General features: G+C 34.5%; 12 protein-coding genes. All 12 read left to right on the plus strand.

Annotated elements, in window-relative coordinates:
- Positions 1-125: 125 nt before the first annotated feature.
- Entirely contained in the window at positions 126-1,262 is a 1,137-nt protein-coding gene (gene dnaN / locus HMPREF2619_RS00730; protein ID WP_049508360.1) for a DNA polymerase III subunit beta, read from the plus strand.
- 66 nt (positions 1,263-1,328) lie between these two features.
- Positions 1,329-1,523 carry a DUF951 domain-containing protein gene (locus HMPREF2619_RS00735; RefSeq protein WP_070458223.1) on the plus strand — a complete coding sequence of 65 codons (195 nt, stop codon included), beginning with the start codon at positions 1,329-1,331 and terminating at the stop codon, positions 1,521-1,523.
- Between the two features lie 83 nt (positions 1,524-1,606).
- The gene (gene ychF / locus HMPREF2619_RS00740; RefSeq protein ID WP_049530395.1) at positions 1,607-2,722 is read left to right on the plus strand and encodes a redox-regulated ATPase YchF; all 1,116 of its coding nucleotides are present in this window, start codon (positions 1,607-1,609) and stop codon (positions 2,720-2,722) included.
- Positions 2,723-2,794: 72 nt separating this feature from the next.
- The gene (pth, locus tag HMPREF2619_RS00745; protein ID WP_070458224.1) at positions 2,795-3,364 is read left to right on the plus strand and encodes an aminoacyl-tRNA hydrolase; all 570 of its coding nucleotides are present in this window, start codon (positions 2,795-2,797) and stop codon (positions 3,362-3,364) included.
- Positions 3,357-6,860: a transcription-repair coupling factor gene (gene mfd / locus HMPREF2619_RS00750; protein WP_186821474.1), complete on the plus strand. Its 3,504-nt coding sequence runs from the start codon at positions 3,357-3,359 to the stop codon at positions 6,858-6,860. Before pth ends, mfd begins: the two co-directional genes overlap by 8 nt.
- Before the next feature lie 64 nt (positions 6,861-6,924).
- A complete protein-coding gene (locus HMPREF2619_RS00755) occupies positions 6,925-7,191 on the plus strand; it encodes an RNA-binding S4 domain-containing protein (protein WP_001234970.1) in 267 nt (88 codons plus the stop codon).
- Positions 7,184-7,552 carry a septum formation initiator family protein gene (locus HMPREF2619_RS00760; RefSeq protein WP_070458225.1) on the plus strand — a complete coding sequence of 123 codons (369 nt, stop codon included), beginning with the start codon at positions 7,184-7,186 and terminating at the stop codon, positions 7,550-7,552. Before HMPREF2619_RS00755 ends, HMPREF2619_RS00760 begins: the two co-directional genes overlap by 8 nt.
- A gap of 6 nt (positions 7,553-7,558) precedes the next feature.
- Entirely contained in the window at positions 7,559-7,681 is a 123-nt protein-coding gene (locus tag HMPREF2619_RS11535) for an SP_0009 family protein (RefSeq protein ID WP_000429332.1), read from the plus strand.
- Positions 7,674-8,942, plus strand: a complete 1,269-nt coding sequence (locus tag HMPREF2619_RS00770; RefSeq protein ID WP_070458226.1) for a serine hydrolase — start codon at positions 7,674-7,676, stop codon at positions 8,940-8,942. Before HMPREF2619_RS11535 ends, HMPREF2619_RS00770 begins: the two co-directional genes overlap by 8 nt.
- Positions 8,939-10,216 carry a tRNA lysidine(34) synthetase TilS gene (tilS, locus tag HMPREF2619_RS00775; protein ID WP_070458227.1) on the plus strand — a complete coding sequence of 426 codons (1,278 nt, stop codon included), beginning with the start codon at positions 8,939-8,941 and terminating at the stop codon, positions 10,214-10,216. The genes HMPREF2619_RS00770 and tilS overlap by 4 nt, the downstream gene beginning before the upstream one ends.
- 4 nt (positions 10,217-10,220) lie before the next feature.
- Positions 10,221-10,763, plus strand: coding sequence for a hypoxanthine phosphoribosyltransferase (gene hpt / locus HMPREF2619_RS00780; RefSeq protein WP_000890189.1), 543 nt, complete (start codon positions 10,221-10,223; stop codon positions 10,761-10,763).
- 16 nt (positions 10,764-10,779) lie between these two features.
- The gene (ftsH, locus tag HMPREF2619_RS00785; protein WP_070458229.1) at positions 10,780-12,738 is read left to right on the plus strand and encodes an ATP-dependent zinc metalloprotease FtsH; all 1,959 of its coding nucleotides are present in this window, start codon (positions 10,780-10,782) and stop codon (positions 12,736-12,738) included.
- Positions 12,739-13,037 lie beyond the last annotated feature (299 nt).

Consider the following 13,037-nt stretch of genomic DNA (forward strand, 5'->3'; position numbering starts at 1 on the left):
TATCCACATCTTTTAAACAAGGCTCTGTCCTTGAGTTTTCTTGATTACAAGTGTTTTTCCACAGATTTCACACACTCTATTATTACTATTATCCTTCTAATAATAAAAAGAATAAAGGAGAATCCATGATTCATTTTTCAATTAATAAAAACTTATTTTTACAAGCCTTAAATACAACAAAGAGAGCTATTAGCTCAAAGAATGCAATTCCTATTTTGTCGACTGTAAAAATTGATGTTACCAATGAAGGAATTACCTTGATTGGATCAAATGGTCAAATTTCAATCGAAAATTTTATATCGCAAAAAAATGAAAATGCAGGTCTCTTGATTAACTCTTTAGGTTCAGTTCTACTGGAAGCTTCTTTCTTTATCAATGTTGTTTCAAGTCTTCCAGATGTAACACTTGATTTTAAAGAGATTGAACAAAAGCAAATTGTCTTAACTAGTGGAAAATCAGAGATTACTCTTAAAGGAAAAGATAGCGAGCAATATCCACGTATTCAGGAAATTTCTGCAAGTAATCCTTTAGTTCTTGAAACAAAACTTCTTAAAAAGATTATCAATGAAACAGCTTTTGCAGCTAGTACCCAAGAAAGCCGTCCTATTTTGACGGGGGTACATTTTGTCTTGAGCAATCATAAAGAATTAAAAACAGTTGCGACAGACTCTCACCGTCTTAGTCAGAAAAAGTTGACTCTTGAAAAAAATAGCGATGATTTTGATGTTGTCATCCCAAGTCGTTCGCTACGCGAATTTTCAGCTGTTTTTACTGATGATATCGAAACAGTGGAGATTTTCTTTGCCAATAATCAAATTCTCTTTAGAAGTGAAAATATTAGCTTCTACACACGTCTCTTAGAAGGAAATTATCCAGATACCGATCGATTGATTCCAACAGATTTCAATACAACAGTGACTTTTGACGTTGCTAAACTACGCCAGTCTATGGAACGTGCACGTCTTTTATCAAGTGCAACACAAAATGGTACTGTTAAATTAGAAATCAAAGAAGGAGTTGTAAGTGCCCATGTTCATTCTCCAGAAGTAGGGAAAGTAAACGAAGAAATTGATACTGAAAATGTAAGTGGTGCTGATTTGACAATTAGTTTCAACCCAACTTATTTGATTGAAGCACTAAAAGCTCTAAATAGCGAAAAAGTTACAATCAGCTTTATTTCAGCAGTTCGTCCATTTACTCTGGTTCCAGCTGATACAGATGAAGATTTCATGCAGCTCATCACGCCAGTTCGTACAAATTAATGGAAAGAGGTTGAGCCTAGCTCGCCTCTTTTATGATATAATCGAAAAAGAAAAAGGAGACTAACGATGTATCAGGTTGGAAATTTTGTTGAAATGAAAAAACCACATGCTTGTACGATTAAGTCAACAGGCAAAAAGGCAAATCGCTGGGAAATTACCCGTATTGGAGCAGACATCAAGATAAAATGCAGTAATTGTGAGCATGTAGTTATGATGAGTCGCTATGATTTTGAAAGAAAAATGAGTAAAATCATCGACTAAGAACCCTAGTTAGAGGGTTAGCAAGTTTTCCCTTTTTGTGTTATAATATTGAAGATTGAAATGTGAACGGAGAATGAGAAACTATGGCTTTAACAGCAGGTATCGTTGGTTTACCAAACGTTGGTAAATCAACCCTATTTAATGCAATTACAAAAGCAGGAGCAGAGGCTGCAAACTATCCTTTTGCGACTATTGATCCAAACGTTGGAATGGTAGAAGTTCCAGATGAACGCCTCCAAAAATTGACGGAAATGATCACTCCTAAAAAGACAGTTCCAACAACATTTGAATTTACAGATATTGCAGGGATTGTAAAAGGAGCATCAAGAGGAGAAGGTTTGGGAAATAAATTCTTGGCCAATATCCGTGAAGTTGATGCGATTGTTCATGTAGTCCGTGCCTTTGATGATGAAAATGTCATGCGTGAGCAAGGTCGTGAGGATGCTTTTGTTGATCCACTAGCAGATATTGATACTATTAACCTAGAGTTGATTCTTGCTGACTTAGAATCAGTCAACAAACGCTATGCGCGTGTAGAAAAAATGGCGCGTACGCAAAAAGATAAGGAATCAGTTGCAGAATTTAACGTTCTCCAAAAGATTAAACCAGTTCTTGAAGACGGTAAATCAGCGCGTACCATTGAATTTACAGATGAAGAGCAAAAAGTAGTCAAAGGTCTTTTCCTTTTGACCACAAAACCTGTTCTTTATGTAGCTAATGTTGATGAGGATGTCGTTGGAGAACCTGATTCTATCGATTATGTGAAGCAAATTCGTGAATTCGCGGCAACAGAAAATGCAGAGGTAGTGGTTATTTCTGCGCGTGCTGAAGAAGAAATTTCTGAGTTAGACGATGAAGATAAAAAAGAGTTTCTTGAAGCCATTGGTTTGACAGAATCAGGAGTTGACAAATTGACTCGAGCTGCTTATCATCTACTAGGACTTGGAACTTACTTCACAGCTGGTGAAAAAGAGGTTCGTGCATGGACCTTTAAACGTGGCATGAAAGCTCCTCAAGCAGCTGGTATCATCCACTCTGACTTTGAAAAAGGATTTATTCGTGCAGTGACCATGTCTTATGACGATTTGGTAAAATACGGCTCTGAAAAGGCTGTAAAAGAAGCTGGACGTTTGCGTGAAGAAGGAAAAGAATATGTCGTGCAAGATGGCGATATTATGGAATTCCGCTTTAACGTTTAATCAGTATTTAAAATAATGTCAATTAGGTTGGAAAAAAATTCCAACCCTTTTGACTTTTGAAAGGAAATATAAATGACAAAATTACTTGTAGGATTGGGAAATCCAGGAGATAAATATTTTGAAACTAAACATAATGTTGGCTTTATGCTGATTGACCAACTAGCAAAAAAACAGAATGTTACCTTTACACACGATAAGATTTTTCAAGCTGACTTAGCATCCTTTTTCCTTAATGGTGAAAAAATTTATCTGGTAAAACCAACCACCTTTATGAACGAAAGTGGAAAAGCTGTTCATGCATTGTTAACCTACTATGGTTTAGATATTGAAGATTTACTGATTATTTACGATGATCTTGACATGGAAGTCGGAAAAATTCGTCTTCGTGCTAAAGGATCAGCTGGTGGTCATAATGGAATTAAGTCGATTATTCAACATATAGGTACACAGGTTTTCAATCGTGTAAAGATTGGCATTGGAAGACCTAAAAAAGGAATGTCAGTAGTTCATCATGTTTTGAGTAAGTTTGATCAAGAAGATTATATTGGTATTTTACAGTCAATTGACAAGGTTGACGATGCTGTAAATTATTATTTACAAGAAAAAAACTTTGAAAATACGATGCAGAAATATAATGGGTAAGGAAATGGCATTAATCGATTTCTTTTTAGAGAATAAACAAATTCTATCTTGGCATAAGAACTTACCACAGCAACAAAGACAATTATTGCTAGGACTTTCTGGATCAGCAAAATCGTTAGCGATTGCTAGTAGTCTGAAGAGTCAGGATAAGGTTTTAGTGATGACTTCCACATATGGAGAGGCGGAGCGTCTGGTCAATGATTTAATCTCCATATTAGGTTCGGATCTAGTTTATCCATTTCTAGTAGATGATTCACCGATGGTCGAATTTTTGGTATCATCTCAGGAAAAGGTTTTTTCTCGGGTTGAAGCTTTGCGGTTTCTACGAGATGAGTCTCAAAGAGGGATTTTAGTTTGTAACGTCGCAGCTAGTCGAGTATTCTTGCCGAATCCTCAAGTTTTTGATGATAGTATCTTAGAACTTCAAGTGGGCCAGGAATGCGAACAAAGAGAATTAAAAAATCACTTGATTTCCCTTGGTTATAAGAGAGTTACACAAGTTCAAAGTCAGGGAGAATTTAGCCTTCGTGGAGATATTCTGGATATCTTTGAAACCTCTCAAATATCCCCTTACCGAATCGAATTTTTTGGAGATGAGATTGATGGTATTAGAAAATTTGACACTGAAACTCAATTATCAAAAGAGAGTCAAACTCAAGTACTAATCTATCCAGCTAGTGATATTTTGTTAACGCATGAAGATTATCATCGTGGCCAGAAATTTTTAGAACATGAGATTGATAAGGCACTTTCTCCGACTTTAAAGTCTTACTTAGAAGAAGTTTTTAGTTGTACGAAAGAGCAAGTTCTTCATGTAGATATTCGCAAGTTGTTGTCTGTATTTTATAAAAAACAGTGGACCTTGATAGACTATTTGAATCAAGTGCCTATTATCTTTGATGATTTTCAAAAAATCATGACCCAGTACGATGCTTTTGATAAGGAAACAGCTAGCTACTTTACAGAAGATTTACAAAACAGTAAAGCAGCATCAAGTTTACAATATTTTGCTGATGTAGAAAGTCAGTTAAAAAAATATGTACCAGCGACTTTCTTTTCAAATTTTCAAAAAGGGCTTGGAAATTTAAAATTTCATTATCTGTATCAGTTCAATCAATATCCTATGCAGGAGTTCTTTAATCAATTTTCTTTTCTGAAAGAAGAAATTGAACGTTACAAAAAATTAAAGTATACGATTGTTCTTCAATCAAGTAGCAATACTGAACTAAAGAAACTGTCAACGATTCTTGATGAATACGATATTAAAGTTGACAATAATGACGAAAGTGAAATCTGTAAAGGAACTGTCAATCTTGTTGAAGGAAATCTGCGACATGGGTTTCATTTTGTAGATGAAAATCTTGTATTTATCACTGAATATGAGATTTTTAAAAAGAAGATTAAACGGAAATATAGAAGACAAAATATCAGCAACGCTGAGCGATTAAAGGATTATAACGAGCTCCAAAAAGGAGACTATGTTGTTCATCAAATTCATGGTATTGGGCAATATTTAGGGATTGAAACGATTGAAATCAAAGGAATTCATCGAGACTACGTAAGTGTTCTATATCAAAATGGAGATCGTATCTCTATCCCTGTGGAGCAGATACAGACTCTTTCTAAGTATGTTTCTAGTGATGGTAAGGCTCCAAAGTTAAACAAATTAAACGATGGACGTTTTAAAAAAGCGAAGCAAAAAGTAAAGAGTCAAGTTGAAGATATTGCAGATGATTTAATTAAGTTATATGCAGAGAGAAGTCAACTTAAAGGTTTTGCATTTTCAAAAGATGATGAAGATCAGGTTGCTTTTGATGAGGCTTTCCCCTATGTTGAAACTGAAGATCAACTTCGAAGTATAGATGAAATTAAAAAGGATATGCAGGCTCCTCAACCGATGGACCGACTTTTAGTTGGAGATGTTGGTTTTGGTAAGACTGAGGTGGCCATGCGAGCTGCATTTAAGGCTGTCAATGATCATAAACAGGTTGTTGTTTTAGTGCCAACTACCGTTCTTGCTCAGCAACATTACAGTAATTTTAAAGAAAGATTTGAACAATTTGCTGTCAATGTGGATGTTTTGAGTCGTTTTAGAAGTAAAAAAGAGCAGACTGAGACACTTGAAAAATTGAAAAAAGGTCAAGTAGATATTTTGATAGGAACTCATCGAGTTTTATCTAAAGATGTTGAGTTTGCAGATTTGGGGTTGATGATTATTGATGAAGAGCAACGTTTTGGTGTTAAGCATAAGGAAGCTTTGAAGGAATTAAAAAAGAAGGTTGATGTCTTAACCTTGACAGCTACACCAATTCCTCGAACTCTTCATATGTCTATGCTGGGTATCCGAGATTTATCAGTCATAGAGACTCCTCCAACAAATCGATATCCTGTTCAAACCTATGTTCTGGAACAAAATGATCGTGTCATTCGTGATGCTGTATTGAGAGAAATGGATCGTGGTGGTCAAGTTTACTATCTTTACAACAAAGTTGACACGATTGAAAAAAAGGTTTCAGAGTTACAAGAACTGATTCCAGAAGCTTCGATTGGCTTTGTTCATGGACAAATGAGTGAAATTCGTTTGGAGAATATGCTACTTGACTTTATAGAAGGACAGTATGATATTCTTGTCACCACTACAATTATTGAAACAGGTGTGGACATTCCAAATGCAAATACTTTATTTATTGAAAATGCAGATCATATGGGATTGTCAACCTTGTATCAATTAAGAGGTCGGGTTGGTCGTAGTAATCGAATTGCCTATGCTTATCTCATGTATCGTCCAGATAAAACTTTGACAGAAGTTTCTGAGAAGAGATTAGAAGCTATCAAAGGTTTTACTGAACTGGGTTCTGGTTTCAAAATCGCTATGCGTGATTTATCCATTCGTGGAGCGGGTAATCTTTTAGGAAGTTCGCAGTCTGGTTTTATTGATTCTGTTGGTTTTGAGTTGTATTCTCAGTTGCTGGAAGAAGCGATAGCTAAGAAAAATGGAACTGACAAAAAACGTGAAAAAGGAAATGCAGAGTTAATTCTACAAATTGATGCTTATCTTCCAGATGAGTACATTTCAGATGAACGGCATAAAATTGAAATTTACAAGAGAATTCGTCAGATTGATAACCGTGTCAACTATGAGGGATTACAAGATGAGTTGATCGATCGTTTTGGAGAATATCCAGATGTGGTTGCTTACCTTTTAGAAATTGGATTAGCTAAAGCATATCTTGATAAAGTATTTGTCAATCGTGTTGAAAGAAGAAATAATAAACTTGTTATTCAATTTGAAAAAATATCTCAACAACTATTCTTAACTCAAGATTATTTCCAGGCTCTATCTCAGACAAGTTTGAAGGCCAATATTTCAGAAAATCAAGGTTTAATCGAAGTTATTTTTGATATTCGTAATAAAAAGGATTATGAGATTTTAGAAGGTCTTTTAACTTTTGGAGAATCATTAGCAAACATAAAAGAATCAAAAGAGTCACATTAGGACTTATCTTTTTTCTTCTATAAAAGGTAGAAAAATGGTACAATAATAATTTGAGGTAATAAAAATGAGATTAGATAAATATTTAAAAGTATCAAGAATTATTAAGCGTCGTACAGTGGCTAAGGAAGTTGCAGATAAAGGACGTATCAAGGTAAATGGTATTCTTGCTAAGAGCTCTACAGATTTAAAAATCAATGACCAAGTTGAAATTCGTTTTGGAAATAAATTGTTGCTCGTAAAAGTGTTAGAAATGAAAGATAGCACTAAAAAAGAAGATGCTGCAGGTATGTATGAAATTATCAGTGAAACAAGGGTAGAAAACGATGTATAAAAAAATTGTACAAATGAATAATTCTTTTATTCAAAATGAACACCAACGTCGTAAATACTTGATGGAAGAACGACAAAGACGAAATCGTTTTATGGGCTGGGTTTTGATTTTGATTATGTTGTTGTTCATCCTACCAACCTATAATTTGACTCAAAGTTATCAGCAACTACTCGAACGTCGCCAACAGTTAGCCGATCTGAAAAAACAGTATCAAGAATTGAGCGATGAAAAAGATAAAGAATCAAATCTTGCAATCAAATTAAAGGACGAAACATACGCAGCCAAGTATTTGCGTGCAAAATATTACTATTCAAAATCATGGGAAGAAGTTTATACTATTCCGGACTTACTTCCTAGGTAATGTAAAATGGAAAATTTATTAGATATTATTGAACAATTTTTAAGTCAATCAGATGAAAAATTAGAAGAGTTAGCTCAAAAAAATCATCTGTTACGGTTACAGGAAGAAGAGGAAAAAAAGAATGCGTAAATTTTTAGTGATATTGCTACTTCCTATTTTTTTAAAAAGTGTCCAAGTAGTAAGCACTGAGAATCCAGTTATCATTCCAAACCAAGAAGTTTATTCCTTAACCCACGCTTCGTATCATTTTTACTATCAAGATGTTATAGAATCTCCAAAATTTTATGGTGAAACATCTGTTTATTCTACAGAAGATTTGATTAAAGAATCAGGAAAAATCAATGCAGATACAAAATTATCTGTTTTAGAATGGAGATTAAATAAACAAGGACAGCCTGTCTTTAAATTGTCTAATAATCAGTTTGTGATGGCCGATAAACGACTTTTATACGATAGTTCAATTGTCAACAATTTTTCTAAACGAGTGTGGTTAGAACCTGAATTTATTGTCTATAATAGCCCTTATGATAAACAAGAATTAAAATCTACTTTGGTACCCTATCAAGATGTTGAAGTAGATATGACTATTTTTGCTGGTGGGCATGAGTTTTTACATATCAAACAAACTGGTTGGATTTCGACGGATTATATTTCCAATGATGATAATAGAATCCAGAAAGTACAAGAGTTACTATCTGCAAATTATCAAAATGAACAGTTTTCTATTTATGTGAAACAATTGAGTACGGGTAAGGAAGCTGGGATTAATGAAGATCAAAAAATGTACGCTGCTAGTGTTATGAAATTGCCTTATCTTTATTATGTTCAAGAAAAAATCAATCAAGGTGATTACCAACTTGACACGAAATTAAAGTATGTTTCCGAAGTTAATGATTTCCCTGGTTCTTATAAACCTGAAGGAAGCGGAAATCTCCCTAAAACAGCAGACAATAAAGACTACACCCTCAAAGATTTAATCACAAAAACTGCAAAAGAATCTGACAATGTAGCTCATAATATTCTTGGTTATTATATTACGAATAAATCAGATGAAGCCTTTAGAAAAGAGATGGCTACTATCGCAGGTGAAGAGTGGAACGTAACAGAGAAGTTAGCTTCAGCTAAAATGGCTGGTCAAGTTATGGAATCTATTTATAATCAGAATGGTTTTGTTTTAGAATCTCTATCACAAACAGCTTTTGATAATCAGAGGATTGCTAAGAATATTTCTGCTAAGGTAGCCCATAAAATTGGAGATGCAGATGAATTTAAACACGATGTAGGAATAGTCTATACAGATTCTCCTTTCATTATTTCAATCTTTACCAAAAATTCTGATTATGATACCATTTCTAAAATTGCTAAGGATGTCTATGAGGTCCTAAAATGAGAGACCGAGATTTTTTAAATCATTTTCTAGAAAAAGGTTATTTTAAAGATCATTCACGAGTTGTACTAGCCTTGTCTGGTGGATTGGATTCGATGTTTCTTTTTCATCTCCTTTCAACTTACCAAGAAGAACTTGGGATTGAATTATTTTTAGCTCATGTAAACCATAAACAACGATTAGAATCGGATTATGAAGAATATGAATTAATAAAACTAGCTAAACAAGTTGGAGTTCAAATTTACGTAGCTCATTTTACTGGAGATTTTTCAGAAGCAAATGCTCGTCAATTTCGCTATAAATTTTTTAGGAAAGTAATGGGGAAAACTTCCTCTACAGCCCTTGTAACAGCTCATCATGCAGATGATCAGGTTGAGACGGTATTTATGCGAATGATTAGGGGTGTTAGATTACAACACTTATCAGCTATTAAAGAAAAACAAACGTTTGATAAGGGAGAGTTGATTCGTCCTTTGTTGTCTTTTTATAAGAAAGATTTTCCTAAAATTGAGCATTTTGAAGATTCAACGAATAAAGAAAATCACTATCTTCGCAATCGTATTCGCAACCTCTATCTGCCACAGTTAGAAAAAGAAAATGTTCAGGTAAAAAAAGCAATTTTAGAGTTTGGAAAAGAAGTTTCTGACTATCAAATTGCTCTGACTGAATTATCTCAAACAGTCAATGTGGAAGATTTAACTCAGTTTTTATCTTTTTCCGAAGCAACACAAAGAGTTTTACTACAACAATATCTTAGTCGTTTTGCTGATTTAAATGTAACAAGAAAACAATTTCAAGAAATTCATCATATTTTAAAAACTAAGAGTCAATATCGCCATAATATAAAAAATGGTTATGAACTTATAAAAGAATACCAGCACTTTCAAATTAGTAAAATCAGACCGAAGTCTGATGAAAAAAGTAGTGAATGTGTGTTAAACTATCAAAATCAAGTTTATTATGAAGGTTTTCTATTTTCATTTGGAATTCCTCTAAAAGGTGAAAATGTTCAACAAATAAATGTTTCCCGTGAAACATCATTGATTTTGCGGCATCGACAGCCAGGTGATTATTTGATAATAAATGGTCATCGAAAAAAAGTAAGGCGACTTTTTATTGATTTAAAAATTCCTAAAGAAAGACGAGAAAAAGCTATTATCATTGAGCAATTTGGAAAAATTTGTTCAGTTTTAGGAATTGAAATCAGTGATTTGAGTAAAAAAATGAAAAATGATATAATGAACACTGTACTTTATATAGAAAAAATAGATAGGTAAAATCATGTTAGAAAAAGATATCAAGAAAATTTTGATTTCACAAGATGAAATTACAGAAGCAGCTAAAAAATTGGGTGCTCAGTTGACAAAAGATTATGAGGGTAAAAATCCGATTTTAGTTGGAATTTTAAAAGGTTCTATTCCTTTTATGGCAGAATTGGTGAAATATATTGATACACATCTTGAAATGGACTTTATGATGGTCTCTAGCTATCATGGTGGGACTGTAAGTAGTGGTGTCATTAATATTAAACAAGACGTAACTCAAGATATTAAAGGTCGACATGTTGTCTTTGTAGAAGATATCATTGACACTGGTCAAACCTTGAAAAGTTTGAAAGATATGTTTACTGCAAGAGAAGCAGCGTCTGTGAAGATTGTTACCATGCTTGATAAACCAGAAGGTCGCACTGTAGAAATCGAAGCAGATTATACATGTTTTACAATTCCAAATGAATTTGTTGTAGGATATGGACTAGACTATAATGAAAACTATCGTAACCTTCCTTATGTAGGTGTATTGAAAGAGGAAGTTTACTCAAAATAGAAGGGTAAGTGTTTGAATGCAAAAACAAAATAATGGTTTCATAAAAAATCCATTCCTTTATTTGTTGATGATTTTCTTGCTAGTGACAGGATTCCAGTACTTTTTTGCTGGCAGATCCGCTGGTCATAGTCAACAAATTAAGTACTCAGAATTGGTTCAGGAAATCACTAACGACAATGTAAAAGAAATGACCTACCAACCAAGTGGTAGTGTTATTGAAGTGTATGGTGTCTACAAAACTGCTAAGACAGAGAAACAGGAAACGGGAATTCAATTTTTTACACCCTCTGCTACAAAAGTAGAGAAATTTACAAGTATTGTCCTCCCATCAGATACAACTGTAGCGGATTTGCAAAAGTTAGCAAGTGAACACCAAACACAGATTGAAGTGAAACACGAAAGCTCAAGTGGTATGTGGATTAACATCCTGGTTTCAGTAGTACCATTTGCTATCTTATTCTTCTTCCTCTTCTCTATGATGGGAAATATGGGCGGAAATAGTGGACGTAATCCAATGAGTTTTGGACGTAGTAAAGCTAAAGCTGCTAATAAAGAAGATATCAAAGTTCGCTTCTCAGATGTCGCAGGTGCAGAGGAAGAAAAACAAGAACTTGTTGAAGTTGTTGAATTCTTAAAAGATCCAAAACGATTTACAAAATTGGGTGCCCGGATTCCAGCTGGAGTTCTCTTAGAAGGACCTCCGGGAACTGGTAAAACATTACTTGCCAAAGCAGTCGCAGGAGAAGCTGGTGTACCATTCTTTAGTATTTCAGGTTCTGACTTTGTAGAAATGTTCGTCGGTGTCGGTGCGAGTCGTGTACGTTCTCTCTTTGAGGACGCAAAAAAAGCAGCACCAGCTATTATCTTCATTGATGAAATTGATGCCGTTGGTCGCCAACGTGGTGTTGGTTTAGGTGGAGGTAATGATGAACGAGAACAAACCTTAAACCAACTCTTGATTGAAATGGATGGTTTTGAAGGAAATGAAGGAATTATTGTCATTGCGGCAACGAACCGTTCAGATGTTTTAGATCCAGCCCTTCTTCGTCCAGGTCGTTTTGATAGAAAAGTATTGGTTGGTCGTCCAGATGTTAAGGGACGCGAAGCAATTTTGAAAGTCCATGCTAGAAATAAACCTTTAGCTGAAGATGTAGATTTGAAATTGGTAGCACAACAAACTCCAGGTTTTGTTGGTGCCGATTTGGAAAATGTATTGAATGAAGCAGCTTTAGTTGCAGCTCGTCGTAATAAATCAGTGATTGATGCTTCTGATATTGATGAAGCCGAAGATCGTGTTATCGCTGGACCATCTAAGAAAGACAAGACAGTTTCACAAAAAGAACGTGAATTGGTTGCCTACCATGAGGCAGGACACACCATTGTCGGTCTAGTATTGTCAAATGCCCGTGTTGTTCATAAAGTTACCATAGTACCACGTGGACGTGCAGGTGGATATATGATTGCACTTCCTAAAGAAGACCAAATGCTTTTATCCAAAGAAGATATGAAAGAGCAATTAGCTGGCTTAATGGGTGGACGTGTAGCTGAAGAGATTATCTTTAACGTCCAAACAACTGGAGCATCTAATGACTTCGAACAAGCGACTCAGATGGCGCGTGCTATGGTTACTGAGTATGGTATGAGTGAAAAACTTGGTCCAGTACAATATGAAGGAAATCATGCTATGTTTGGTGCACAAAGCCCTCAAAAATCAATTTCAGAGCAAACAGCTTATGAAATTGACGAAGAAGTTCGTTCATTATTGAATGAAGCACGAAACAAAGCTGCTGAAATTATCCAGTCAAATCGCAAAACTCACAAGCTGATTGCAGAAGCATTATTGAAATACGAAACATTGGATAGTACACAAATTAAATCTCTATACGAAACAGGAAAGATGCCTGAAACAGTAGAAGAGGAATCACATGCACTATCTTATGATGAAGTAAAATCAAAAATGAGTGAGGAAAATTAATTATCTTAAATACTATAAACAGAGGGGGCACAAGTTTTCTCTGTTTTTTTTAAAAAAAAGTTGAGGGAACTCTAATTTAAATCAAAGATTTCTCTATATATAGAAAATAAAATACAAGTTCACTTATGTTAATGCTCTCTTAGAGGAAGTGATTCAAATTTTCTGAAAATAAGAATGCAATAGTTACTTGAGTAATATGAAGAAATGTTTTCCAAAAATGATATGTGTTTCATAAAAAACAATTATTGTAAGAAAAAAATTAACCAAAACTCTGGGCAGATGAGCGTTTCAAGGGACGC

This window comes from Streptococcus sp. HMSC074B11 (assembly GCF_001808705.1).
Lineage (GTDB): Bacteria > Bacillota > Bacilli > Lactobacillales > Streptococcaceae > Streptococcus.

Excerpts from the sequence above, each read along its gene's own strand:
- HMPREF2619_RS00770 (WP_070458226.1), top strand. The coding sequence starts at position 7,674 with ATGCGTAAATTTTTAGTGATATTGCTACTTCCTATTTTTTTAAAAAGT.
- ychF (WP_049530395.1), top strand. The coding sequence starts at position 1,607 with ATGGCTTTAACAGCAGGTATCGTTGGTTTACCAAACGTTGGTAAATCA.
- mfd (WP_186821474.1), top strand. The coding sequence starts at position 3,357 with ATGGGTAAGGAAATGGCATTAATCGATTTCTTTTTAGAGAATAAACAA.
- HMPREF2619_RS00760 (WP_070458225.1), top strand. The coding sequence starts at position 7,184 with ATGTATAAAAAAATTGTACAAATGAATAATTCTTTTATTCAAAATGAA.
- pth (WP_070458224.1), top strand. The coding sequence starts at position 2,795 with ATGACAAAATTACTTGTAGGATTGGGAAATCCAGGAGATAAATATTTT.
- HMPREF2619_RS11535 (WP_000429332.1), top strand. The coding sequence starts at position 7,559 with ATGGAAAATTTATTAGATATTATTGAACAATTTTTAAGTCAATCAGAT.
- HMPREF2619_RS00755 (WP_001234970.1), top strand. The coding sequence starts at position 6,925 with ATGAGATTAGATAAATATTTAAAAGTATCAAGAATTATTAAGCGTCGT.
- ftsH (WP_070458229.1), top strand. The coding sequence starts at position 10,780 with ATGCAAAAACAAAATAATGGTTTCATAAAAAATCCATTCCTTTATTTG.
- HMPREF2619_RS00735 (WP_070458223.1), top strand. The coding sequence starts at position 1,329 with ATGTATCAGGTTGGAAATTTTGTTGAAATGAAAAAACCACATGCTTGT.
- dnaN (WP_049508360.1), top strand. The coding sequence starts at position 126 with ATGATTCATTTTTCAATTAATAAAAACTTATTTTTACAAGCCTTAAAT.
- tilS (WP_070458227.1), top strand. The coding sequence starts at position 8,939 with ATGAGAGACCGAGATTTTTTAAATCATTTTCTAGAAAAAGGTTATTTT.
- hpt (WP_000890189.1), top strand. The coding sequence starts at position 10,221 with ATGTTAGAAAAAGATATCAAGAAAATTTTGATTTCACAAGATGAAATT.